Consider the following 25,121-nt stretch of genomic DNA (forward strand, 5'->3'; position numbering starts at 1 on the left):
AAAACGGGAACGGGTGAGAAACGGAAACGGCGAAACCGGTCGCGCCGTCAGTCCGCCGCCGCGTCGATCTCGTCCTCGATCTCCTCGTGGAACGGGCAGGCGATGCTGTGGTCGCCGCCCACGTCCTCCAACTCGGGGTGGTCGTCCCACTCGGCACACTCGTCGTGTGCGATCGGACAGCGCGTGTGGAACTTACAGCCCGACGGGGGATTGATCGGCGAGGGCACGGTGCCCTCGAGGATGATCCGGTTGCCCTCCCACAGCGGGTCGGGTTCGGGGATCGCCGACAGCAGCGCGCGGGTGTAGGGGTGGTACGGCGGCGAGAAGATCTCGTCGGTCGTCCCCACCTCCACGATCTCGCCGAGGTACATCACGGCGATTCGGTCGGCGATGTGCTCGACCACGCTCAGGTCGTGGGCGATGAACAGGTACGAGAGCCCGAACTCCTCCTGCAGGTCCTCGAGCAGGTTCAGGATCTGGGCCTGCACGGACACGTCGAGCGCCGAGACCGGTTCGTCACAGACGATGAACTCGGGGTCGACCGCGAGCGCGCGGGCGATCCCGATCCGCTGGCGCTGGCCGCCCGAGAACTCGTGGGGGTAGCGCGAGGCGTGGCTGGCCTGCAGCCCGACGGTTTCGAGGAGTTCCTCGACGCGCTCCTCACGCTCTTTCCCATCGGCGAGCCCGTGCACGTCGAGGGCCTCGCCGACGATGTCGCTGACCGTCAGCCGCGGGTTCAGCGACGCGAAGGGGTTCTGGAAGACGAACTGGAGGTCCTTGCGGTAGTCCCGGAACTCACCGGAAGACAGTTCCGTGAGGTCCTGTCCGTCGTAGTAGACCGAGCCGGCGGTCGGCTCCTCGAGACCGAGCATCGTCCGACCCAGCGAGGACTTCCCACAGCCGGACTCGCCGACGAGCCCGACCGTCTCGCCCTCTGCGATCTCGAGGTCGACGCCGTCGACGGCCTTCACCGACGAGGGGTCGCCGATGATGCGGTCGAGCAGGCCGTCGTCGGTGCTGTAGTGCTTCTTCAGCCCCTCGATCTTCACGAGCGGCTCCTCGTCGGCGTCGGCGCCGTCGTTCTCGATGCTCATACCGACTCACCTCCGTCGGCCGCCGCGTCCTCACGGATCTGCACGTCGAAGTCGACGCCCTCCGTGAGTTCGCCGGTGTACTCGAGACACGCTGCGGAGTGGATCTCGGGATCGGGGTCTTCGACCGGCTCCCCGCTCTCGACGTCCACCAGCGGCGGTTCGTGCTGGATGCACGCTTCCTCCGCGTACGGGCAGCGCGGGTGGAAGCTACAGCCCGACGGCAACTGCACCAGGTCGGGCATCGTCCCCGGCACGGTGTCGAGCCGATCACGCTTGTCGCCGATCCGCGGGATCGAGCTCATCAGCCCCACCGTGTAGGGGTGTTTGGGCTCGTAGTAGAGGTCCTCGACGGAACTCCGTTCCACGGGCTTGCCGGCGTACATGACCATCACGCTGTCACACAGCTCCGCGACGACGCCGAGGTCGTGGGTGATCAGCTGGACCGCCACGTCCTCCTCGTCGGAGAGCTCCTCGAGCAGTTCGAGGATCTGAGCCTCGATCGTCACGTCGAGGGCCGTCGTCGGCTCGTCGGCCACGATCAACGACGGGTCACAGGAGAGCGCGATGGCGATCACCGCACGCTGTTGCATCCCGCCGGAGAACTCGTGGGGGTAGTCCGAGTAGCGCTCCTCGGCGTCGGGGATGCCGACGCGTTCGAGCATCTCGATCGAGCGCTCGCGAGCCGCCTTGTCACCCAAGTCGAGGTGCTTGCGGATCGCCTCGGAGATCTGTTCCCCGACCGTGTAGACGGGGTTGAGCGCCGTGTGGGGGTCCTGGAAGATCATCGCGATCTCGTTGCCCCGCAGTTCGCGCATCGCGTCCTCGGAGGCGTCGAGCACGTCGACGTACCCCGCCTCGACGTGGAGGTCCCCGTCGTGGAGGTCCGTCGCGACCTGCTTGGGTCGGTCCCGGACCGTCGCGCCGGGGTCGTCGCCGACCGAGCCGGAGTCGGACCGGAGTTCGGTGACGTGGACGAACCCGTCGTTGTTCTCGGTCGCGACCGCCTTCGGGAACTTCCGGGCGAGCGTCGCGACCGCACTAGCCGAGCGGAACGTCACCTCGCCGCCCTTGATCCGGCCGGGGTCGTCGATCAGCCGCATGATCGAGAGGCTGGTGACGGACTTCCCGGCACCGGACTCGCCGACGACCGCAAAGCGCTCCCCGCGGTCGATCTGGTAGGAGACGCCGTTGACCGCCTTGACCTCCCCTTCTTCCGTGTAAAAGCTGGTCTGGAGGTTGTCCACCGAGACCAGCGGTTCGTCGTTCGTGCTCATTATCGCACCCCCGCGTTGCCGCCGGAGTCACCCTGCGGGTCCACGGCGTCACGGACGCCGTCGCCCACGAGGTTGATCGAGAGCACGAACAGGAAGATGGCGAGCCCCGGGAACACCGTGACCCACCAGTAGCCCTGAATCAGCGTGTCGCGGCCGCGGGCGAGCATGCTGCCCCACTCGGGGGAGCCCGGTTCGAGCCCCAGTCCGAGGAAGCCGAGCGCCGCGGCGTTGAGCACGACCGTCCCGATACCGAGCGTCGCCTGCACGATGACCGGTGCCATCGCGTTGGGGACGACGTGCCGGAAGATGATCGAGCGGTCGCGTGCGCCGAGTGCCTTCGCGGCGGTGACGTACTCGTTCTCCTTGACCGAGAGCACCTCACCGCGCAGCAGGCGGGCGTAGCCGATCCAGACCACGAGCACGAGTGCCGTGATCATGTTCCAGAACCCCTGGCCGAGCACCGCGATCAGCGCGATGGCGAGCACGAGGAACGGGAACGCATAGAGGATGTCGACCAGGCGCATGATGGCCTCGTCGATCCAGCCGCCGTAGTAGCCCGCGATGGCGCCGAGCGGGACGCCGACGGAGAGCGCGAGGCCGACGGTGATCACGCCGATCGTGAGGCTGTAGCGGCCGCCGAACAGCACCCGCGAGAGGATGTCCTTCCCGGACCAGTCAGTCCCGAAGGGGTGGGTGACCGACGGCGCCTCGTTCAGCGCGGCGAAGTTCGAGTTCGTCGGGTCGAAGGGCGCCAGCGAGAACGGCTGGACGGTGATCCCCTCGATGGCGATCGGGCGGGCGAAGACCGTCGCGAACACCATGACGGCGATGATCGCCAGCCCGAACAGGGCGGTTCGGTTCCGCTTGAACCGCTCCCACGAGCGGGTCCACCGCGAGCGGGAGACCGTGCTCTCCTCCTGTTGCCAGTTGAAGCGGTCGTCGCGGTCCTCGAACGCGGAGGTGTCGAACCCGGTGATCCGGATCCGCCCGCGTTGATTCGTCGTCGTTCGTGATGATTCGTGAGACATGTGTTAGTATCGGATACGTGGGTCGAGCCACGAGTAGAGGAGGTCGGCGATCAGGTTGACGAACACGATGGTCACGGCGATCATCAGTACGATCGCTTGCAGCACCGGGAAGTCACGCTGCGTGATGGCGTCGATGAGCAGTCGCCCCACGCCGGGCCAGGAGAACACCTGCTCGATGACGACCGAGCCGTTGACGATGAACGCGACTTGGATCGCGGCCACCGTCACGACCGACACCATCGAGTTCCGGAGCACGTGCTTGACGATCACCGTGCGCTCGGAGAGGCCCTTGGCTCGCGCAGTGCGAACGTAGTCCTTGTTCAGTTCCTCGACCATGGAGGACCGCGTCAGGCGCATGATCAGCGCCGACGACGCGGTCCCCAGCGTGATCGCCGGGAGGATGATGAACTTCAGCATCGCCGGGCTCAACACGCCAACGTCAGCTGGCGGGATCACCCGGAAGAAGCCGAGCTGGACGCTGAACACCAGCAACAGCATCAGGCCGAGCCAGAAGTTCGGCGTCGCGATACCGAGCAGCGCGCCGACGCGACTGACCTCGTCGATGGTGTTGCCGTTGTTGACCGCTGCCAGCACGCCCAGCGGGATGCCGATACAGATGGCGATGGCGAACCCGGCCCCACCGAGCAGGAGCGTCTTGGGGAGGCGCCCGACGATCGCGTCGGAGACGCTGCGGTCCGAGATGATCGACTGACCGAAGTCGAGCATCATCGCGTCGCGCAGCCAGAGCCAGTACTGCACGTAGATCGGCTCGTTGAGGTTGTACTGTGCTTCGAGTTGCTCACGGAGTCCGGGGGTCGTCTCCTGGAACTGGAGGATGTAGTCGACCGGCGATCCGGGAAGCATCTTCGTGAGCGAGAACGTCAGCACTGTCACGCCGAACAGCACCGGGATCATCACCAGCAGCCGCTTGATTAAGTATCGTTGAAGAGACATGAAGGCGGAGGAGGGGGCTGTCGTCTATTCGTCCTGCGTGAGGTAGGTGAACGCGCCGTCGTAGGGCGAGTAGACCCCCTTGAACTCGCCGCCGTTGATCGGGTACGTGCGGAAGCCGTTCACGACGGTGTTGTTGTACACGTCGGTCTCCTCACCGAACCGGATGTACGCCATCGGGGCGTCCTCGGCGAGGATCTCGACGAGGTCGGTGTAGATGTCCGCACGCTCGTCGAGGTCGTAGGTCTGCTGGCCCTCAGCGAGGAGCTCGTCGACCTCCGAGTTCTCGTAGTGGCCCATGTTGAACCCGTTCGGGGTCATGCGCTCGCTGTCGACGAGGTCGTTGACGTACGCGTTGGGGTCCCAGCCACCGGACCAACCGACGGCGATGATCTCGTTGGTGCTGGCGGAGGATTCGCCCGAGATCTTGCCGACGTACGTGTTCCACTCGTACTGGTCGACGGACACGTCGAAGTAGTCAGTGCTGTTGAGGCTCTCGGCGATCAGCTGCACCCACTGGACACGCTGGGGGTTCTCGTTCGTGATGATCGTCGTCTCGAACGGCGCTTCCACGCCGGCCTCGTTGAACCCTTCCTCGAGGAGGGTGTTGGCCTGCTCCTCGTCGTAGCCCATGTACTCCTCACCGAGGCGGTCGTTGAGGTCGTTCCACTCGTCCGTACCGAACACCGAGGAGATCTGGGAGATGGCCATGTAGGCCGGGACCCCGAGACCCTCGTAGACGGACTTGACGATGTTCTCACGCGGGACCAGCCGCGAGATTCCGCGGCGGACCTTCGCGCTGCCGAACGGGTCGACTTCCGTGGGGAAGTACATCAGGTCGAACCCGCCGGCGAGTCGGCGGTTGACCGTGAAGTCCTCCTTCTCCGCGAAGTCGCTCAGGCTCGTCGCGGGCGGGGCGTTGGCGATGTGGATGTCGCCGCCCTCGAGTGCGCCCTGCTGAGCGGACTGCTCGATGATGATGCGGTAGGTGACCGTGTCGATGGGCGCCGTCGCGGGGACACTGTCGTCGCCCTCGAACCAGTAGTCGTCGTAGCGCTCGATGCGGAACAGCTCGTCGGGCTGGTGCTCGACGAACTGGTAGGGGCCGGTCCCGACCGGGTTCTCCGTGAGGTCGAGGTCGCCCGTCTCGGCCTCGGCCGGGACGATGCCCACCGCGGACATGTCGAACTGGAGCGGCGCGTAGGCGTTCTTGAGCGTGAACTCGATGGTGTAGTCGTCGATTATCTCCGAGGACTCGTACCAGTTGTACACGTCCGCCGCGTTGGGGGTCCCCTCGTAGCGCTCGTAGGAGACCTGAACGTCCTCCGCGGTCAGCTCCTTGCCGTTGTGGAAGGTGACACCCTCGCGGAGCTCTGCCCGCCAAACGTTCTCCTCGCCGTCGACCTGCTCGAACGTATGAGCGAGTGCGTTGTTGATCTGGCCGTCGAAGCCGACCGTCACGAGCGTCTCGTAGGTCAGGCCGAACGCCTTCACCGAGGTGGTGTCAGTCGCGCTGGCCGGGTCGAACTGCGCCACGTCGGCGCCGAACGACGCGATCAGCTCACCGCCCTGCTGGGCGTTGCCGGGGTCGGCGGGCGTCGTCGTGCCGCCGGGGCGAGCCGGGGTCCCTTCGGTCTCAGTTCCGTCGCCGCCGCCGAGGCAGCCTGCGAGCCCGGCGACGCCCGTGATACCGAGTGATTTGACAAGATTGCGGCGGGTAAGTCCAAAGTGTCCGCCCGTGTTATCTGATCCCATGTGTAGTCATTACGCGGAGTGCGCGATGTATGAAGGTTTCGTTGCGGGATTGCGTGTTTCGAACCAGAATACCCCCAGAAACGGCACCTGCTGCGTTCCGCTCTGAATCCCAGAATCGTCGGGGAAGTATAAGTCGTCGTGGGAGAAAGTACCGAGTGGGATAATGTCTACCAAGGAATCAACTGAAGGTACACTCGAGGAACTATACCGGTCCCGAATCGGCGAACCACGGACCGACGACGAGGTGCGTGGCTACTGGGTGTTCGTCGTCGGCCTGTTCCTCGGCGTCGCCGGCGTCCTGCTGTTCCTCGCCAGTCAACCACAGGGGAGCATCAGGCAGGCGTCGATGATCGCGGTCGGGGTGGGGCTGATACTCGTGTTCGTGGGAACCGTGATCCGTCTCCCCTTGCAACCACGGGCGCTGCTCTTAGTGTATATCGGTGGCGTGGTTGCGTTCGCCGGCGTCGCCTACTTCGTCGCCGTGTTCCCCGACGGGTGGTCGCTCCGGAACGGGAACGCCGTCGTGATCACCCTCTACGGGCTCGGGCTGTTGATCATCGGCATCGGGGGCATCGCCGTCCCGCTGCTCGGGAGCGCCGACCGGAACCCGGAGGCGGCGACACTCCGGCGTGAACTGGCGGAACTCGACGACGTGCTCGAGGACGCCGCGGCCGACGAGGAGGACCTCGCCGCCGAGGTCGGAGAACTCCGACGGGAACTCGACGACTCCGAGAACGCCGCGGCCACACTGCAGGCCGCCGTCGCGTCGCTCACCGAGGAACTCGCGGAGGCGGAGGGCGAGGAGACCGAACTCCGGCGAGAGTTGGCGGCGCTCGACGACGTGCTCGAGGACGCCGCGGCCGACGAGGAAGACCTTGCCGCCGAGATCGGCGAACTCCGGCGGGCGCTGGCCGACTCGGAGAACACGGCCGCCACGCTCGGGCAGGCCGTCACAGCACTCTCGGCGGACCTCGCCGACGTCGAGACCAGCGAGGACGACCTCATCGAGCAACTCTGGTCGCTCCGACAGAGCCAGGCCCGCTTCGAACTGTACGAGGACAAGCGCGGCGAGTACCGGTTCCGCCTCCGACACCGCAACGGCAACGTCATCGCGACGGGCGGCGAGGGGTACACACAGCGGCACAACGCCCAGAACGGGATCGAGAGCGTCCGTCGGAACGCGCTGGGGGCGCCGGTGCTCCGGATCGAACCCGAGCCGGACGAAGCTGCCGAGACCGGCGACGCGGCGGAGTCGGCTGCGCCGGCCGAGCCCTTCGAGGAACCCGAGAGTCAGACGACCTTCGAACTGTTCGAGGACAAGCGCGGGGAGTTCCGCTGGCGGCTCCGCCACGACAACGGGAACATCGTCGCCGACAGCGGCGAGGGGTACCGCCGGAAGTCGGCTGCCACGAACGCCATCGAGCGGGTTCAGGGCTACGCCGGGCCGGCCGAATACCTCCGACTCGACCCGACCGGGTTCGAGGTCTACCGTGATGCGGCGGGCCAGTGGCGCTGGCGACTCGTCCACCGGAACGGCAACGTCCTCGCCGACGGCGGCGAGGGGTACACTCGGCGCCGCGACGCTCGCCGCGCCCTCGACCGGGTCCGTGAGGGGATGGACGACCTCGAGTTCGAGACCTACGAGGACGACGCCGGGGAGTACCGCTGGCGGTTGAAGTCCGGCAACGGACGGATCGTCGCCGACAGCGGCGAGGGCTACAGCAGGGCCTCGGCCCGCGACGACGCCGTCGAACGGGTGCGGAACTACGCCCCCGACGCTCACGCACTCGACATCGGGCCGGCCGCCTTCGAGGTGTTCGAGGACAAGGGCGGGAAGTTCCGCTGGCGGCTCCGCCACCGGAACGGCCAGATCATCGCCGACTGCGGCGAGGGCTACGCCGAGAAGTCCAAAGCCGAGGACGCGGTCGATCGGTTCAAACTGAACGCCCCCGACGCCGAGGTGGTCGAGGAGGGCGACGGCGCGGACGACGACGAACCGGCCGCCGAGGACGCAGCGTAGCGCCGAACGCCCCTTTTTCAGTCGGTCAGCGACGCCAGTACTCCGGCGTGAGACAGACCAGCAGCGGCAGTATCTCCAGCCTACCCGCCCACATCAGTCCGACCATGAACAGCTTCGAGGTGTTCGGGAACGGGATGTAGCCGCCCATCGGGCCCAGTCGGTAGAACGCCGGGCCGACGTTGCCAAGCGTCGACGCCGCCGCCGAGATGAGTTCGAGGACGGTGAACTCCATCCCCACCCGCGTACTGTCGATGGCGAGCACGAACGCCCCGAGGAAGAACACGACGAGGTACAGCAGCGTGAACGTCATGATCCCCCGGACGGCACGGTCATCGAGGGCGTTCCCGCCGAGCCTGACCGGCCGGACCGCCTCGGGGTGGGCGCTCGTGAACAGCTCCCGCCGGACGGTTTTCGCGATGACGATCCACCGAATGATCTTGACGGCCCCACCCGTCGACCCCGCTGAGCCGCCGACGAACATCCCGAACAGCAGCGCGTACTTCGCCGCGGAGCCCCACATGTCGAAGTCGATGCTCGCGTAGCCCGTCGTCGTCACGATGGAGACCGCTTGGAACAGCGCGTGGCGGAGCGACGGTTCGAGGCTGCCCGTGAGGGCGGCGGCCTGCTCGGTCAGGTAGGCGGCGTCGAACGTCGCCCCCTCGGGGACGCCCGTCGCGAAGCCGCCGGTGAACAGCAGTCCGGTGATGATGGCCGTCAGGACGCCCATCGCGCCGAGGTAGCCACGGAACTCGGTGTCGTTCCAGAGCTTCTCGGGCGACCCCGAGAGCGCCCGCCAGATGAGCGCGAAGTTCGTTCCGGCGATCACCATGAACGGGATGATGACCCACTGGACCGCCGCGGAGAACGCCTCGATGCTGCGAGCCTGCGGGGAGAACCCGCCCGTCGGCATCGTCGTCAGTCCGTGTGCGACGGCGTTGTAGGCGTCCATGTTCGGGCCGGCCATCCCGGCGAGGTCGAGGCCGTAGAGCAACATGATCTCGACCACGGTGATGGCGAAGTAGGCACCCCAGAGCACGCGAGCGGTCTCGGCGATCTTGGGGCTGAGCTTCTCTATCCCCGGGCCCGGGGCTTCGGCGTCCATCAGCTGTGCGCCCCCGACGGAGAGTTCGGGGAGGATCGCCACCGCGAGCACGACGATCCCCATGCCGCCGAGCCACTGAGTGAGCTGGCGCCAGATCATCACGCCGTAGGTGTGGTCGGTGACGTTGATGCTGCCGAGAACGGTGGCGCCGGTGGTGGTGAACCCAGACATCGACTCGAACAGCGCGTTGGCGGGGTTGCCGAGCGTCGAATCGGGGTGGATCGGTGAGAGCAGCCCCGGGATCCCGTGGGCCTCGACGAGGTACGGGATGGTGCCGACGACGGCGACGGCGAGCCACGTCGTCGCGACCATCAGGAACGCCTCCCGCGGCCCGATGTCGGGATCGGGAGCCAACCGCTCGAGCCCACCGCCGGCGAGCAGCGTGACCGCGATGGTGAGCACGAACGGGGCGACCGTCTCACCGTAGAGCAGCGCCACGACGACGGGGAGCAGCAGGGGGACGGTGAGGTACTTCAGTACCGTCCCGACGAGGCTGAGGCTTGCACGGTAATCGACGCGTATCGACACGGTTGTTCCCGAGGAGACGCGTTCAGCGTTTCAAGCTACTGTTTCGGGGACCGACTACAGCAGCCCCGACACTTCGTCGGCGTGCTCGGAGTCGACGAACAGCACGACGTGATCGCCGGCTTCGAGCGTCGTCGCCCCGCGGGGGACGGTGTACTCGCCGCCGCGGATGATGGCGCCGATCACCACGTCGTCGGGGAGTTCGTGGATCGACTCCTGGATCTGTTTGCCGGCCAGCGGGCTGTCGGCGGCGACCTCGATCTCGAGCACCTCCCCGCGCCCGCTCTCGACCATCGCGACGTTCTCGGCGCCGCCGGCACGGGTAAACCGGGTGATCTCCTCGGCGACGACCTGCCGGGGGTTGATCCCCACGTCGATCCCGACCCGCTCGAACAGGTCGACGTACTCCTCCTGATCGATGACGGCCACGCTCCGGTCGGCGCCGACCCCCTCGGCCAACAACGACGCGAGCAGGTTCTTCTCGTCGGAGTCGAGCGCGGCGACGACGACTTCCGCGTCGCCGATGTGTTCGCGCTCGAGGAACTCCACGTCGGTCGCGTCGGTCTCCATCACCATCGTGTCGGGGAGCTTCTCGGCGAGTTCGCGGGCCCGCTCCGGATCGCGTTCCAGCAGCCGGGCCGAGACGCCACGCTCGCTCAGCAGGCGGGCGATGTGGTAGCCGATCTCGCTGCCGCCGACGATCACCACCTCGCCGGAGAGGGCGGTCTCGTCTGGGGCCACGTCGCCCGCGAACGAGCGGACGCTGCGGGGCGTGCCGATGACCACCAGTCGGTCACCCGAACAGAGCTTCGTCTCCCCCGTGGGGATCTGCATCTCCTCCTCGCGGACGATGGCCGCGAACGTCAGGGCGTCGTAGGTGTCGGCCTCGGCGACGGTCTGCCCCGAGAGGGGCGACTCCTCGCCGACCTCGAACTCCGCCATCTCGACGCAGCCGTTGCCGAACGTGTCCGCGTCCCGAGCGGCCGGGAGGCCGACGACGCGGACGATCGACTCGGCGGCCAGCAGGTACGTACAGACCATGAAGTCGATCCCGAAGGCGGACTCGGAGTGTTGCCACGTCCGGAGGTACTCGGTGTTCTTGATCCGGGCGATGGTGAACGCGTCCGAGATCGCCTTCACCGTCGAACAGACCACGATGTTGGTCTCGTCGTCGTCGGTGGAGGCGATCACCATGTCGGCGTCGGTCACGCCGGCTTCCTCGAGCGCCGAGACGCTCGTCCCGTCGCCCTGTACCGCGAGCACGTCGAGGGAGTAGTTGATCTCCTCGACCCGGTCGGGGTCCTGTTCGACGATGACGACGTCGTGAGCGTCGCTCAGGTCGGCAGCGATGCTCTCCCCGACCTGCCCGGCGCCGACGATGATCACACGCACGAATGGGTCACTCGTGGGAGACGACTCGTCCGGGCCCCATCACGCTTTCTCTTCGGGCGGGAACGGCGAATCGGCGGCATCGGCGCCGGTCCGGACCGTCAGGTCGACAGCGCGCTTCCGGCCTTCGAGGTCCGCAGCGGCCCGCTCGACGATGGTCCGGGCCTCGCGCTCCACGAGGGGTTTTGCCTTCTCGATCACCCAGTCGAACGAGACCAGCCGCGGCAGGTCGACGAGTCCGGCGTGGGCCGTCTCTGGGGCGTACTCGACCTCGAACCGGACCGACACCGCGTCTTCGGCCCACTCGGGGGCGTCGGCCGGCAACTCCCGTTCGGCCACCAGCCAGCGGCCGCCGGCGTCGAAGTCGCCCAGGACCTCCCACTCGATCCGTCGGGGGGCGTCGACCTCCACCACCGCCGACCGCGCGGTGTAGTCGAGTTTCCACCACTCGAACCGCAGCGCGTAGCGGGCCGTTTCGCCCGGGCCGGGGTCGAGGACGTCGACGCGGTCGAGGTACTTCGAGTAGTTCGCGTACCCCGGGAAGTCCTCGAGGAACGCGAACACCTCCGACGCGGGACGGTAGACCACGGTGTCGACGGCGAGGTACTCCATGCGCCCCCCAACGCGACTCCGCCCCTTTAGCCCCGCGGGTCGCCGATACCGGCGTCGTCGGGGCCGCGATCCCCGCGCCGCAGGGCGAAACGTGTGACTCAGCTTCGATGCCTTCTTCCGAACCGCAGAGGTTTCGGTTCGTAATGAGTGCCGAAGAGGGGAGCGTCTTCGACGTGTACCGGGAACGCGTCGAACGGCCGCTCTACCGGCTTTTCACGGCGTACAGCGAGGGGCGCATCAGATGGCTGCTCCTCGGCATGGTGGGCAACGTCATCGCCCGAGCGGCCAGCCTGCTCCCGCCGGTGTTGCTGGGGGCGGCCATCGACGGCGTGTTCCGCGACGGCGAGTACTCGATCCCGCTGGTGCCGGCCGCGTGGATCCCCGAGGGCGACGCCGCACAGTTCTGGTTCTCCGCGGAGTTGATGGTGGCCTCGTTCGTCGTGACCGCGGTGTTCACCACGGTGTACGGCATCGCCGCCAACAACTACGCCCACCGGGTGATGCACGCCGTCCGGACGGACAGCTTCGAGACGATGCAGCGCCTCGACATGACCTTCTTCGACGACAAACAGACCGGGGAGGTCATGTCGGTGCTGAACAACGACGCCAACAACTTAGAGAACTTCCTCGACAACGGCCTGCAGAACTCCGTCCGGCTGACGGTGATGATCATCGGCATCGCGCTGATCCTGTTCTCGCTGAACTGGCAGTTGGCGCTGGTGACGCTGGTCATCGTTCCCGCACTCGTCGGGCTGACGCTGTGGTTCATGCGAGTCGTCGAACCCCGGTACGTCGACCGACGGGCCAGCGTCGGGAACCTCAACACCCGACTGGAGAACGCCCTCTCGGGCGTCGAACTGGTCAAGACCAGCGGCACCGAGTCCTACGAGACCGACCGCGTCGAGAGCGCCTCGTGGCGCTACTTCCGGGACACGATGGCCGTCCTCCGGGTGAACTACCTCTACCGCCCGGGGATGGAACTGCTCGCCGGCGTCGCCTTCGCGGTGACGTTCATCGTCGGCGGCCTCTGGGTGTTCCAGGGGGCGCCGTGGTTCTTCACCGGCGAACTGCAGACCGGGGAACTGGTGACGTTCGTCCTGATGACCCAGCGCATCGTCACGCCGCTCTCGCAGGTGTCGAACATCATCGACCAGTACGAGAACGCCAAGGCCTCCTCTGAGCGCATCTTCGGCCTCATGGACATCCCCTCGATGATCACCGAGACCGACGACCCGGTGGAACTGGAGAGCGTCGACGGCCACGTCGAGTACGACGACGTGAGCTTCGGCTACGCCGACGTCCAGCAGGCAGAACCCGAGGAGATGGTGCTCGAGGACGTGAGCTTCGAGGCCGAACCCGGCGACAGCATCGCCTTCGTGGGGCCAACGGGGGCCGGGAAGTCGACGCTGCTCAAACTGCTCCTGCGGCTCTACGACCCGACCGACGGCGAGGTCCGCCTCGACGGCCACGACCTGCGGGAGCTCTCCCTCGAGACCCTCCGGAGCCACATCGGCTACGTCTCCCAGTCGACGTTCCTCTTCGACGGTACCGTCGCCGAGAACATCCGCTACGGCCGCTTCGACGCCGACCGCGAGGCCGTCGTCGAGGCCGCGAAAGCCGCCGAGGCCCACGCGTTCATCGAGGCACTGCCGAACGGCTACGACACCCGGATCGGCGAGCGCGGCGTCAAACTCTCCGGCGGGCAGCAACAGCGGCTCTCCATCGCCCGAACGATGCTGCAGGACCCCGACGTGCTCGTCCTCGACGAGGCGACCAGCGCCGTCGACACCGAGACGGAGATGCTGATCCAGCGCAGCCTCGACCGGCTGAGCGAGGACCGGACGACGTTCGAGATCGCCCACCGACTCTCGACAGTCCGGGACGCCGACACGATCCTCGTGCTGGAGGACGGACGGATCGTGGAGCGCGGCGACCACGACGACCTGCTCGAGGCCGACGGCCTCTACGCCAAACTCTGGGGGGTGCAGGCCGGCGAGATCGACGACCTGCCCGAGGAGTTCGTGCAGCGCGCCCGAGAACGCGCCGCCGAACGAACGGACATGCTGGAGGCAGACATCGACGCGGGCGACGACGACTGATCACGCAGGCGGCATTTTGGCCGGACGGCCGGACCATCCGGCAGCCGAGGCAGCCAGCCGCGCGGCCCATGCCGGAAGTACCCCTCCCGTCCCGTTCTTTATCCTCGTTCCGGCACGGGTTCAATCGGGAAAACTGCCGTAACGTTTCGCTTCTGTAACTTTTCTCGGGTCCCCGGTAACCAAAGAACTATTACCCCCGAGACAACCGATTCGAACGAACCCATGCCAGATAACGACATGCACGAACGTATCAGCCGCCGTCGATACCTCCAGACCATCGGGGTCACCGGAGGCGGCGTCGCACTCGCCGGCTGTACGTCCGACAGCCCGGGGACTTCGACGGATACGGACGGACAAGACACGGGCGGCGAGCCGTCCTCCGGCGGGACGTTCGTCGTCGGCAGTTCGAGCAAGGCGTCGACGCTCGACCTCCAGAAGGCCACACGGCGCCCCGAGCAGACGATCCTGTCGGCGATCCACGAGCCGATGTTCCGGATCAACCCCGATCTGGAGCCACAGGCCCATCTCGCCGCGGACTGGACCTCGAACGAGGACGCCACGGAGTACACCTTCACCCTCAAGGAGGGAATCATGTTCCACAACGGCGAGGAACTCACCGCCTCCGACGTGGTCTGGAGTTGGGAGCGATTCACCGAGAACTCCCCGCAGGCGTTCCTCCTCAAGCCGGCCGATTCCTTCGAGGCCAACGGCGACTACGAGGTAACGGTCAGCTTCAGCGACCCCTACCCGCTGCTCCCGCGCTACCTCACCAACCCCCTCACCGGCTTCACCTCCCAGACCGCCTTCGAGGAGGCCGACAACTACGGCCAGGACATCGCGGTGGGTACCGGGCCGTACAAGTGGGAGAGTTGGGAGCGCGGCACCGCGGTCACCGTCTCCCGGTTCGAGGACTACGACTGGGGGCCGGAGTTCGTCAGCAACCAGGGCCCGGGCATGCCCGAGGAGTTCCGCTTCGAGCACCACCCGGAGGCGACGACGCTGCTGAACGAGCTCACCGACGGCGGCGTCCACGGCTCCTCGTACATCACGCTGACCGACACGGGCGAGGTCGAGAACTCGAGCGACGCGACCCTCGTCCGGAAGGAGTACACCCGGCCGGGGTTCCTCGCCATCAACACCCAGAAGGAGCCCACGGACAACGTGAACGTCCGCCGGGCGATCAACCACGCGGTCAACAAGGGGCCGGTGATCGAGGCGGCCCTCGGCGGCGAGGGGTACCCGATATGGAGCATCGTGCCCCCGATCGCGGTCAACGGCCTCTCGGAGGGGACGGCCCAGGAGATGGGCGAGCAGTACAACCAACAGCGAGCCCGTGAGCTGCTGGAACAGGAGGGGTGGACCAACTCCTCGGAGGGCGAGACCCGTACCAAGGACGGGCAGGAGCTCAACCTCACCTTCTATGCCTTCACCATCCCGCGGTACGCCCAGATGGGCGAGGTGATCGCGCCGATGCTGAACCAGGTCGGGTTCAACGCCGAACTGGAGGTGTTGGAAGCCGGGACGCTGTACAACAACCTCGAGTCGAGCAACCACCACATCACCACGATGGCCTACGGTGGCAACTGGGCGGTCAACGCCATGGAGCCGATCCTGAAGGGCGAGAACACCGCGACAGAGGGCGGCTCGAACTACTCGCTCTGGGAGAACGACGAGTTCGACGACCTGATCAACCAGGCGAAGACCAGCCCGGACGAGGCGACCCGCGAGGAGGCGATCGCCCAAGCACAAGAACTGGTCCTCGAGGAGGCGCCGGTGACGCCGATCTGTGCGTTCAACAAGATCTACGGTCACAAGAACTCGATCAACGGGATGGACAACTGGACCGAGCACGACTGGTGGCCGGACCAGGAGTGGATGAACCGACTGGAGTTCAGCCTCTAGGCGGTCCCTCCCTCCACATCAATGCTCAAGTACGTCACTAGACGGTTGCTCGTAACGATCCCGGTCCTGATCGGCGTCACTATCGCGATATCGCTGATCATCTACCTCGCACCCGGGAACCCCGCACGCATCGCGCTGGGGATGAACGCTCAGCCGGAAGCGGTTGCTGAGTTGGAACGACAGATGGGGCTGGACCAGCCCCCGTGGATCCGCTACCTCGAGTGGCTCTGGGGGGTTCTCCACCTCGACCTGGGCGAGTCGGTCCGGACCGGCCGCTCGGTAACGTCGATGATCGCCGAGCGACTGCCACCCACGCTCGAACTCGCCGTGGGGTCGATGATGCTGACGCTGATCATCGCGCTCCCGCTGGGCGTCATCAGCGCGGTGAAACAGTACACGTGGGTCGACACCAGTTCGATGCTGTTCGCCATCTTCTGGCTGTCGATGCCGTCGTTCTGGCTCGCGCTCATCCTGCTCCTGCTGTTCTCGGTGGAGTTGAACGTGTTCCCGATATCCGGGCGGGGGACGCCGGTGTTGGGGATGACCTGGCTGATGTCACTGATCCTCCCGGCGGTGGCGACCGGGACCAGACGGGCCGGCTTGCTCACACGGATGACCCGGTCGTCGATGCTCGAGATCCTCAACGAGGACTACATCCGCACCGCACGCGGGAAGGGCATCGGCGAGCGCGCGGTCATCTACACCCACGCGATGAAGAACGCGATGATCCCCATCGTGACGCTGATCGGCCTCCAGATCCCGTTCATCTTCTCGGGCTCGGTCATCATCGAGACCGTGTTCTCGTGGCCGGGGATGGGGCGGCTGCTGGTCAACTCGGTGTTGCAGCGCGACTACCCGATCGTACAGGGACTCGTGCTGGTGTACGCCGTGATCGTGATCGCGTCGAACCTGCTCGTGGACCTCGCGTACGGCTACTTCGACCCGCGGATCGAGTACGAGTAATCAATGACTACGGACACACCTGACGACACGACCGACGACGCGAGAACCGACGGCGGGGCGGCAGCCACGGCTGGCGACTCCGCCCCCGGCGAGGAACGGTCCCGCGACACGCGGGCGGCGACCGGCCGGATCGCCCGGACCAAGACCGTCCTCGCCCGGGTGATGCAGAACCGGTTTGCGGTGTTCGGCCTGTTCGTGGTGGCGCTGTTGCTGTTCACCGCGATCTTCGCCGACTTCATCGCCCCCTACGGCGCCGCCGAACAGAACTACGAGGCGCTCAAACAGCCACCCAGCCTCGATCACCCCTTCGGGACCGACCAGTACGGCCGGGACGTGTTCTCCCGGGTGGTCTACGGCACTCGCTACGCGGTGTTCCTCGGGGTCGTCATCGTCGGCATCGAGATGCTGCTCGGCGTGACCCTCGGCCTGATCGCCGGCTACTACGGCGGCTACACCGAGTCGTTCATCATGCGACTGGTCGACATCGCGCTCTCGATGCCCGCGCTGGTGTTGGCGCTGGCCATTGCCGGCATGCTCGGGGGCGGCCTCTTCCCCTTGATCGTAGCGGTGAGCCTCGTCGGCTGGCGCGGGTTCGCCCGCCTCGTCCGCGGGGACGTAAAGAGCGTCATGGAGGAGGAGTACATCGAGTCGGCCGACGCCGCCGGGTTGAGCGACTTCCGGACGATAACCCGGTACGTGCTGCCGAACGCCGCCTCGAGCATCATCGTCTACGCCACGCTGACCATCCCGACGGTGATTCTCTGGAGTGCCGGTCTCTCCTTCCTCGGGATGGGCGTCCAGCCCCCGCGACCGGAGTGGGGTGCGATCCTCGCCGCCGGCCGCGGCGAGATCGATTCGGCGTGGTGGATCGCGACCTTCCCCGGCCTCGCCATCATGGTGACCGTGATCGGCTTCAACGGGCTGGGCGACGGTCTCAGAGACGCACTCGACCCACGACAGGTCCGCTAACTTATGTCTAATCAACGAACTTCGACCCGACAGAACGGGGCCCGCGAGAGCGGCCCCGAACCGCTCCTCGAGATCGACGACCTCCACGTCCACTTCCACACCGAGGAAGGGACCGTCGAGGCCATCGACGGCGTCTCGCTGACTATCGGGCGCGACGAGGTGCTCGGCGTCATCGGCGAGAGCGGCTGTGGGAAGTCAGTCACCGCCCTCTCGACGATGGGGCTGCTGAAGTCCCCGCCTGCCGACATCGTCAGCGGCTCGATCCGGTACGACGGCACCGAACTCCTCGACCTGAGCGATCAGGAGCTGAACGACGTGCGCGGTGACGACATCACGATGATCTACCAGGACCCGATGTCGTCGCTGAACCCGGTTCTGACCATCGGCCAGCAGGTGATGGAGCCGCTGCTCGCCCACCGCGACGTCTCGAAGGAGACCGCACGGGAGCGCGCACTCGAGATGCTCAAGTCGGTCGGCCTCGCCGACGCCGAGCGGCTGATGACGGAGTACCCCGACGCGCTCTCGGGCGGGATGCGCCAGCGGGTCGTGATCGCCATGGCGCTGATCACCGAACCCAAACTGCTCATCGCCGACGAGCCGACGACGGCCCTCGACGTGACCATCCAGGCCCAGATCATGGACCTGCTGACCGACCTCCGCGAGGAGTTCGAGATGAGCATGCTGTTCATCAGCCACGACCTCGCGGTCATCTCGGAGATCGCCGACCGAATCGGCGTGATGTACGCCGGGAACGTCGTCGAACAGTGTGAGATGCGGGAGCTCTTCGAGTCGCCGCTGCACCCCTACACCCGAAAGCTCGCCGAGAGCATCCCCTCCGTCGAGGGCCGGGCCGACCGGCTACCGACGATCGAGGGGACCGTCCCCGAACTGATCGACCCGCCCTCGGGCTGTCGGTTCGCCGGGCGGTGCCCCCAGTACATCGGGGAGGTCTGTGACTCGGTCGACCCGAGCCTCGAGACGCCGCCGGCGCTGGAGGGGGGCGACCAGAAAGTCGCCTGCCACCTCTACGACGAAGAGCGCGAGGGCGGGCCGCCGTGGCCGGTCGGTGAGGAGGCCGTGGGGCACGAGGGGGTGGACGGCGCATGAGCATCGAAACCTCCCGTGCCGACAGCGAGGTCAGCCCGGACGACGGCCTCCTGGTGGCCGACGACGTGCGCAAGTACTTCCCGGTCAAGGGCGGCGTGTTGAACCGTCACGTCGGCGACGTGAAAGCCGTCGACGGCGTGAGCTTCAGCATGGAGGGCGGCGAGACCCTTGGGCTGGTGGGCGAGTCCGGCTGTGGGAAGTCCACCCTCGGGAAGACCCTCGTCCGACTCCACGACGCGACCGACGGGAGCGTCTACTTCGACGGCGAGGATATCACCGCGGCGTCGAAGGGGCGCCTGCGAGAACTCAGACGGGACGTCCAGATCATCTTCCAGGACCCCGGCTCCTCGCTGAACCCCCGGATGACCGTCGCCGACCTGATCACCGAGCCGATGCGGGCACTCACCGACTGGGACAAGGAGAAGCGACAGGACCGGCTCCACGAACTGATCGAGGAGGTCGACCTGCAGGAGAACCACCTCAAGCGCGCGCCCCACGAGTTCTCCGGCGGGCAGCAACAGCGCATCGCCATCGCGCGGGCGCTGTCGGTGAACCCGAAGCTCATCGTCGCCGACGAACCGACGAGCGCCCTGGACGTGAGCGTGCAGGCGAAGATCCTGAACCTCATGGAGGACCTGCAGGACACCTACGACCTCACCTACCTGTTCATCAGCCACGACCTCAGCGTCATCCGGCACATCTGTGACCGCGTGGCCGTGATGTACCTCGGCGAACTGGCCGAGGTCGCCCCCGCGGATCAGCTGTTCGACGAGCCGAAACACCCCTACACGCAGGCGCTGCTGTCCAGCCTGCCCCGGGCGACGCCGGAGCCGATGAGCGACCGGATCATCCTGCAGGGCGACGTGCCGAGCCCCGAGGAGCCGCCGTCTGGCTGTCGGTTCCACACCCGGTGTCAGGAGTACATCGGCGACGTGTGTGAGACCGACGATCCGAAGCTGCGCGAGGTCGGTGAGGGCCGCGTCTGTGCCTGCCACCACTACACCGACTGAGCGGCAGCTTGCCGTTTGCCGTAACACTATATGGGGGAATTCGCAACCCCCATGTATGGTGTTAACAACCGTACCCCAGACCGAGTTCGAGGCCCGAATCGAGACCGTCCGCGACGAACTCGCGGCGGGTGACTACGACGCCCTCTGTCTGTTCTCCGCGACGAGTATCCAGTGGCTCTCCGGGTTCCACCACCTCCAGACCGAGCGGCCGGTCTGTCTCGCGGTCACGCAGGACGCCGTCGAGGTGACGGTGCCGCGGCTGGAGGCCGACCGGGCCGAGAGCGACGAGTTCCCGCAGATCGGCGCCGTCCACACCTACTTCGACTACCCCGGGAACAACGGCGGCGAGTACTACGTCAACCCCGGCCGGACGCCGGAGGACACCATCGCCCTGATGCTCGACGAACTCGGCGTCGAATCGGTCGCCGCCGACAGCAACGGCGCGCCGGGGTTCTGGGGCTACTCGGGGCCGAGCCTCGAGGAACTCGCCGGCGTCGACGTCGACACCGTCGAGTGGATCACCGAGATGCGCAAGGAGAAGTCAGAGGTCGAGTTCGACCTGATGCGCCACTCCGCCCACTGGGGCAACCTCGCACACCGAAAGCTCGCGGAGTACGCCGAGCCGGGGAAACACGAACTCTGGGTGGCAAAGCGGGCCAGCCTCGACGCCTCGATGGCGATGTTCGACGCGCTCGGGGACCGCTACGACTCCCAGCAACGCGGGGGGTTCCCCGCCCGCTGTGGGTTCCTCTCCGGGCCGAACACGGCACTCCCCCACGGCCTCACCGTCAATCGGCGGCTGGAGGAGGGTGACGTACTCGTCACCGGCGCCTCCTCGAACGTCGGCGGCTACAAGAGCGAGCTCGAACGCACGATGTTCGTCGGCGAACCCACCGACGAACAGCGCAACCGCTTCGAGATCATGCTCGAAGCCCAGACCATCGGGATCGAGGAGAGCGGCCCGGGCGTGCCCTGTTCGGCCGTCGATCAGGCCGTCCACGACTACATGCGCGAACAGGGGGTACTGGAGTACGCCCAGCACCACACCGGCCACAACCTCGGGATGGAGGCCCACGAGCGGGAGTTCATCGACCGCGGCAGCGACGAGGTCATGCAGCCCGGACACGCCTACTCGATCGAACCGGGTATCTACTACCCCGACGAGGCGGGCTACCGCCACTCCGACACCATCCTGATCACCGAGGACGGCGTCGAACAGATCACCCACTACCCGCGGGACCTCGAATCGAACATCATCCGCTGGTAGGGCGCGACCCACCGCTATGGTCACCATCGAGTACGACACCACGGGCGCCTACGTCGACGACTGCCTCGCCGTCGCCCGCGGGCTGGATCGGGGCTTCAACGACGCCGGGCTGGCGTCGATGGCCGAGGACCTTCCGGAACAGCGCCAGTTCCTCGCGTTCGCGGACGGCGAACTGCTCGGGTTCGTCTCCATCGACGACAGCGGGCCGGCGGTGGCGGAGGTGGCGTGGTTCGCGGTCCGGTCGGACAGTCAAGGGGCCGGGATCGGTAGCCGGCTGCTCGAGGCGGTAACCGACCGACTGGCGGCTGGGGGCGTCCGCCTCCTGAGCGTCAAGACGCTCGCAGCGACCGTCGACGACGACCACTACGCGCGTGTGCGTTCGTTCTACGAAGGGGCCGGGTTCCATCACGTCGAGACTATCGACCCCTATCCCGAATGGGAGCCGGGGAACCCCTGTGCCATCTACGTCAAGCCGCTCGCTGCCGAGTGAGCATCGACGAGGTCAGTACCGCATCTGAAACTCGGCGATGGACTCCTCGAACCCCTCGCCCCACTCCGCCGCGAGGTCGTCGGTGTTCTCGACGGCCTCGGCGTGGTCGCGACCGGCCTCGTAGGCGTCCCAGAGCCCGTCGATGGGGTTCCCGGGCTGGTCGACCCGCATGTTGTGGTACAGTTTCGACTCGGGAGCATGGACCAGCACCGCCGCGCTGAGGTTGTCGCCGCGCTTGTCGCCGCCGGCCGCCTCGCCCGCGGTCAGCGCGGTCAGGAGCCGCTCGGTCAGCGGGCCGTCGGCGTCCTCGAACGCCTCGTGCATCTTGGTCACGACCGCCTCGCCGGCGAGCGTGTTGCCCGCCGCGGTGTGGTTCTCGCCGACGACGTGGCCCGCCCACTCCGTCGCCTTCTCGCCGGTGTAGGCGTACGTCTCGCCGTCGACTTCGGTGCCATGGAGTTGCGTGCCGGCGCTGCCGGGACGGTTCGCCAGCACGGCCTCCGCGGCGCTTTCTAGGCGGATGTTCCGGGCCAGCATCTCCAACAACGGTTCGCCGTAGTCGGCGCCGGAGTCCCACGCCTGCGTCGATAGCCCAACGTCCTCGCTGACCCACGGGCAGACCGCCCCGACCGACGGGAACACCGACGCGATGGCGACGCCCGTTTTCCCCGTCTCGGGATCGGCTGCGGTGATGGAGAACGTCACGATGCTCCCCCTCCGGAATGTAGGGTTGGTACCATACCACGCGCTTGGGGAGGGCGAGTATCACTCTTTGGATCGTTCGGCGGCGACTCCGCCGACCTGTTCGAAGCCGACGGGCTCTACGCCGAACTTTGAACTCCAAGCCGCGGCGAGCGACTGATCGCCGTGACACGCCGGCAGCCGCGGTGGGTGACTGATCCACGTGGTGTCGCTGGCCGCTCTTCAAGTACGATCGGGCACGCACCAGCGCCGTGGCCTGAGAGGGACCCGGAGTGGGGAGCGCGAGAGCGGTGTGTCGCTCCGGGAGGGGAAGCACCGCCTGTCCGCTATCGTGGGGGAGTAGCAACGCTTTCCTCCGCGAACCGGGAACGTCGGGTCGTGGAAACCACGACGAAGTGGCTGGTCGCGGCCGCCGCGTTCGGCCTGTTCCTCCCGATCGCGTTCGTCCTCGGGAACGCGCTGTTGGGCGGCGTCGCGGCGGGGACGGTGGTCTGGGCCGCCATCACCCACGACCGCGACGGGAGCCTCTCGGCGTTCCCGGTGCTCGTCGCCGGGGGCGTCGTCTGTCTCGGGGTGCTGAGCGACGGCTACCTGCTCTACGCGCTGGTCGGAGCGAACGTCGTGCTCTGGATCGGCCGGAACGGGATCCCGGGACTCCGAAGTGCCTAACTCGGTGTAACGGCTCTGCGAGGCCATGCCCGAACCCATCGAGACCGACAGCGACGATGAGTCACAGCACCGGGACGTGCTGATCGTCGGCGGCGGCGTCGCCGGCCTCACGGCGGCGCTCTACACCGCCCGCGCGGGGCTCGACACGCTCGTCTACGACGGCGGCGAGTCGATCCTGCGCCGGAACGCGCACCTGGAGAACTTCCCCGGCTTCCCCGCCGGCGTCAACCCCCGGCTGTTCGCGGACATGCTCCACGCGCAGGCGACGCGGAACGGCGTGGACCTCGTCGCCGGTCGGATCACCGATATCGATCACGCTGGGAGCGACGGCGACGACGAACCCGGCTTCCTCGCGACCGACGAGGACGGCGACACGGTCCGTGCCGACCGGGTCGTTGCCGCGTCGTGGTCCGACGTCGAGTACCTGAACACGCTCGACCCCGAGATCCGCTCGGCCGGGAGCAAGGCGTACCTCGACGAGGACGGCAACGGCCGGACGAGCGTCGACGGCCTCTACGCGGCGGGCCGACTCGCCGAACGCTACCACCAAGCCGTCGTCGCCGCCGGCGACGGGGCGGCGACCGGGATCACGCTGATCCACGACTCCGAGACGCCGTTCTACCACGACTGGGTCACGCCCGAGGGCTACTTTACCGACCGCGGCCGGGAGGTACCGCCGGGCTGTGAGGAGATCGACGAGACCGAGCGCGCCGCCCGCCGGGCCGAGTCCCGAGCGGCGATGCGGGAGTACTTCGCCGAGGAGCACGAGCAGGACCAGCGGACCCACCCGAGCCTCGTCGACGACGAGAAGGGTCGACTGAGTGAACAGTGAAACAACCGTGTAAGGCCGACACACCCCCGATACAGACCGCCACGTTTTAGCGCTGGCCTCCGGAACGGGCGACATGGATCAACTGCGCCGGTCGCTCCTCGACGCGCCGATCATCGAGAAAGGCGAGTACCAGTACTTCGTCCACCCGATCAGCGACGGGATCCCGACGCTCCAGCCGAGCCTCCTGCGGGAGATCGTCATCAAGATCTGCCGGAAGGTCGAACTCGAGGACGTCGACAAGATCGTCACCCCCGCCGCGATGGGGATCCACATCTCGACGGCCGTCTCGCTGATGAGCGACGTGCCGATCGTCGTGATCCGCAAGCGCCAGTACGGTCTCGACGGCGAGGTCGCGCTCCATCAGGAGACCGGCTACTCCGAGTCCGAGATGTACATCAACGACGTGGAGGAGGGCGACACAGTGCTCGTGCTCGACGACGTGCTCTCGACGGGCGGCACGCTCACGGCCATCACCGAGGCCATCGAGGGTATCGGCGCCGAAGTGTCGGACGTGCTCGCGGTGATCAAGAAGGCCGGCGAGAACGAACTCGACGGCGTCGTCGACTACAAGACGCTGATCAACGTCAGCGTCGAGGACGGCGAAGTCGTCATCGTCGACGAGGAAGGTGACGGGTAACTGGACAGTCACGCTTTAGAGGGTCCTCTCCTACGGGCCGGTATGGCCGGCGAATCGACGCTGCCGGGCTGGCTCGACCGGTGGCTGACCCTCAAGCAGCCGGTGACCTACTGGTCGTTCTGGGCGGCGCTGCTCCGACTCCTCCCGTTGTTCGTGCTCCCGTTTCTCGTCACCGTCGCCGTCGTCACCCCGGCGTTCGCGGTCCGGGCGTTCGCGCCGCTCCCGTTCGTGTTGGTCGCGGCGACGCTCGGCTACGCGGTCAGGGCGTTCGACGGCGTGGGCGCGCTTGTTTCGGTGCTGATCGCCGCCCTCTATAGCTTCCTCCTGGGGGTCACCGGCGTCGGCGAGTCGGTGGTCTCTCAGCCGACGCCGTTGCTGTCCGTGCTCGCCGTTCTCGCCTTCGTCGCGCTGCTCGCCGGTTTCGGCTCGCCGACGCTCCACGGCCAGCGCGGCGACGACGAGTTCGCGGCGGCACGGCGCCGCTGGGAGGACTAAGCCTGTTCGTGGGTGTGGTGGTAGAAATCGATCCGGCCCTGCGGGCCGTCGTCGGTGACGACGGTCACGGGGTCGAAACAGACCCGCGCGTAGCGTTCGGTCTCCCGCAGCGAGACCATCAGCCCGTCGGCGTGCCGCGAGACCGAGTCGTAGGGCGCGCCACAGACCGGGCAGTCGTCGGGGGCGTCGTCCGGGACTTCCACGCCCCGAATCGGTCTCCCGGCTACTT

The 25,121-nt window shown here is 67.0% G+C and carries 22 protein-coding genes and 1 pseudogene; 13 read left to right on the forward strand and 10 right to left on the reverse strand.

Annotation, left to right across the window (positions count from 1 at the left end):
- Positions 1–74: 74 nt before the first annotated feature.
- From NO998_RS08655 to NO998_RS08675, 5 genes and pseudogenes are all read right to left on the reverse strand, one after another.
- Positions 75–1,094, reverse strand: a pseudogene (locus NO998_RS08655) (ABC transporter ATP-binding protein); the annotation flags it as partial.
- Positions 1,091–2,368 (reverse strand): ABC transporter ATP-binding protein, encoded by a 1,278-nt coding sequence (locus tag NO998_RS08660; protein ID WP_267646709.1) that lies wholly within the window; start codon positions 2,366–2,368, stop codon positions 1,091–1,093. The gene NO998_RS08660 and the pseudogene NO998_RS08655, both read right to left, overlap by 4 nt.
- On the reverse strand, positions 2,368–3,396 hold the full coding sequence (locus NO998_RS08665; protein WP_267646710.1) for an ABC transporter permease: 1,029 nt from the start codon (positions 3,394–3,396) through the stop codon (positions 2,368–2,370). Before NO998_RS08665 ends, NO998_RS08660 begins: the two co-directional genes overlap by 1 nt.
- A 3-nt stretch (positions 3,397–3,399) precedes the next feature.
- Positions 3,400–4,350 (reverse strand): ABC transporter permease, encoded by a 951-nt coding sequence (locus tag NO998_RS08670; RefSeq protein WP_267646711.1) that lies wholly within the window; start codon positions 4,348–4,350, stop codon positions 3,400–3,402.
- A gap of 24 nt (positions 4,351–4,374) precedes the next feature.
- The gene (locus tag NO998_RS08675) at positions 4,375–6,102 is read right to left on the reverse strand and encodes an ABC transporter substrate-binding protein (RefSeq protein WP_267646712.1); all 1,728 of its coding nucleotides are present in this window, start codon (positions 6,100–6,102) and stop codon (positions 4,375–4,377) included.
- Positions 6,103–6,265: 163 nt separating this feature from the next.
- Between NO998_RS08675 and NO998_RS08680 the strand changes: the two genes are divergently transcribed.
- Positions 6,266–8,122: a DUF1508 domain-containing protein gene (locus NO998_RS08680; protein WP_267646713.1), complete on the forward strand. Its 1,857-nt coding sequence runs from the start codon at positions 6,266–6,268 to the stop codon at positions 8,120–8,122.
- Positions 8,123–8,147: 25 nt separating this feature from the next.
- On the opposite strand, the gene NO998_RS08685 is transcribed toward NO998_RS08680, so the two are convergent.
- The 3 genes from NO998_RS08685 to NO998_RS08695 are packed head-to-tail and all read right to left on the reverse strand — an operon-like array spanning position 8,148 to position 11,750.
- Complete coding sequence (locus tag NO998_RS08685) at positions 8,148–9,752, reverse strand: TrkH family potassium uptake protein (protein WP_267646714.1); 1,605 nt, start codon at positions 9,750–9,752, stop codon at positions 8,148–8,150.
- 54 nt (positions 9,753–9,806) lie between these two features.
- Positions 9,807–11,141 carry a Trk system potassium transporter TrkA gene (trkA, locus tag NO998_RS08690; protein ID WP_267646715.1) on the reverse strand — a complete coding sequence of 445 codons (1,335 nt, stop codon included), beginning with the start codon at positions 11,139–11,141 and terminating at the stop codon, positions 9,807–9,809.
- 39 nt (positions 11,142–11,180) lie between these two features.
- A complete protein-coding gene (locus tag NO998_RS08695; protein WP_267646716.1) occupies positions 11,181–11,750 on the reverse strand; it encodes an SRPBCC family protein in 570 nt (189 codons plus the stop codon).
- 143 nt (positions 11,751–11,893) lie between these two features.
- Here NO998_RS08695 and NO998_RS08700 point away from each other — a divergent pair, with 143 nt between their 5' ends.
- The 8 genes from NO998_RS08700 (at position 11,894) to NO998_RS08735 (ending at position 21,557) form a co-directional block, all read left to right on the forward strand.
- Positions 11,894–13,849, forward strand: coding sequence for an ABC transporter ATP-binding protein (locus NO998_RS08700; RefSeq protein WP_267646717.1), 1,956 nt, complete (start codon positions 11,894–11,896; stop codon positions 13,847–13,849).
- A gap of 222 nt (positions 13,850–14,071) precedes the next feature.
- Positions 14,072–15,751, forward strand: coding sequence for an ABC transporter substrate-binding protein (locus tag NO998_RS08705; protein ID WP_267646718.1), 1,680 nt, complete (start codon positions 14,072–14,074; stop codon positions 15,749–15,751).
- Between the two features lie 21 nt (positions 15,752–15,772).
- Positions 15,773–16,714, forward strand: coding sequence for an ABC transporter permease (locus tag NO998_RS08710; RefSeq protein ID WP_267646719.1), 942 nt, complete (start codon positions 15,773–15,775; stop codon positions 16,712–16,714).
- A 3-nt stretch (positions 16,715–16,717) separates the two neighbouring features.
- Positions 16,718–17,683: an ABC transporter permease gene (locus NO998_RS08715; RefSeq protein WP_267646720.1), complete on the forward strand. Its 966-nt coding sequence runs from the start codon at positions 16,718–16,720 to the stop codon at positions 17,681–17,683.
- 3 nt (positions 17,684–17,686) lie between these two features.
- The gene (locus NO998_RS08720) at positions 17,687–18,790 is read left to right on the forward strand and encodes an ABC transporter ATP-binding protein (RefSeq protein ID WP_267646721.1); all 1,104 of its coding nucleotides are present in this window, start codon (positions 17,687–17,689) and stop codon (positions 18,788–18,790) included.
- Positions 18,787–19,800 (forward strand): ABC transporter ATP-binding protein, encoded by a 1,014-nt coding sequence (locus tag NO998_RS08725; RefSeq protein WP_267646722.1) that lies wholly within the window; start codon positions 18,787–18,789, stop codon positions 19,798–19,800. The genes NO998_RS08720 and NO998_RS08725 overlap by 4 nt, the downstream gene beginning before the upstream one ends.
- Positions 19,801–19,855: 55 nt before the next feature.
- Complete coding sequence (locus tag NO998_RS08730; protein ID WP_267646723.1) at positions 19,856–21,067, forward strand: M24 family metallopeptidase; 1,212 nt, start codon at positions 19,856–19,858, stop codon at positions 21,065–21,067.
- Positions 21,068–21,083: 16 nt separating this feature from the next.
- The gene (locus NO998_RS08735) at positions 21,084–21,557 is read left to right on the forward strand and encodes a GNAT family N-acetyltransferase (RefSeq protein WP_267646724.1); all 474 of its coding nucleotides are present in this window, start codon (positions 21,084–21,086) and stop codon (positions 21,555–21,557) included.
- A gap of 12 nt (positions 21,558–21,569) precedes the next feature.
- Here the strand turns inward: NO998_RS08735 and NO998_RS08740 are convergent, their stop codons facing one another.
- The gene (locus NO998_RS08740; protein WP_267646725.1) at positions 21,570–22,262 is read right to left on the reverse strand and encodes a DUF1028 domain-containing protein; all 693 of its coding nucleotides are present in this window, start codon (positions 22,260–22,262) and stop codon (positions 21,570–21,572) included.
- A gap of 375 nt (positions 22,263–22,637) precedes the next feature.
- Between NO998_RS08740 and NO998_RS08745 the strand changes: the two genes are divergently transcribed.
- From NO998_RS08745 to NO998_RS08760, 4 genes are all read left to right on the forward strand, one after another.
- Positions 22,638–22,928 carry a hypothetical protein gene (locus NO998_RS08745; RefSeq protein WP_267646726.1) on the forward strand — a complete coding sequence of 97 codons (291 nt, stop codon included), beginning with the start codon at positions 22,638–22,640 and terminating at the stop codon, positions 22,926–22,928.
- Positions 22,929–22,953: 25 nt separating this feature from the next.
- Positions 22,954–23,760, forward strand: a complete 807-nt coding sequence (locus NO998_RS08750) for an NAD(P)/FAD-dependent oxidoreductase (RefSeq protein WP_267646727.1) — start codon at positions 22,954–22,956, stop codon at positions 23,758–23,760.
- A gap of 73 nt (positions 23,761–23,833) precedes the next feature.
- Positions 23,834–24,397 carry a hypoxanthine/guanine phosphoribosyltransferase gene (hpt, locus tag NO998_RS08755; protein WP_267646728.1) on the forward strand — a complete coding sequence of 188 codons (564 nt, stop codon included), beginning with the start codon at positions 23,834–23,836 and terminating at the stop codon, positions 24,395–24,397.
- 42 nt (positions 24,398–24,439) lie between these two features.
- Positions 24,440–24,892, forward strand: coding sequence for a hypothetical protein (locus NO998_RS08760; RefSeq protein ID WP_267646729.1), 453 nt, complete (start codon positions 24,440–24,442; stop codon positions 24,890–24,892).
- Here NO998_RS08760 and NO998_RS08765 read toward each other — a convergent pair.
- On the reverse strand, positions 24,889–25,095 hold the full coding sequence (locus NO998_RS08765) for a DUF8145 family protein (protein ID WP_267646730.1): 207 nt from the start codon (positions 25,093–25,095) through the stop codon (positions 24,889–24,891). The genes NO998_RS08760 and NO998_RS08765 overlap by 4 nt on opposite strands.
- Positions 25,096–25,121: the final 26 nt, after the last annotated feature.

Origin of the sequence: Halolamina litorea (assembly GCF_026616205.1) — an archaeon.
Lineage (GTDB): Archaea > Halobacteriota > Halobacteria > Halobacteriales > Haloferacaceae > Halolamina > Halolamina litorea.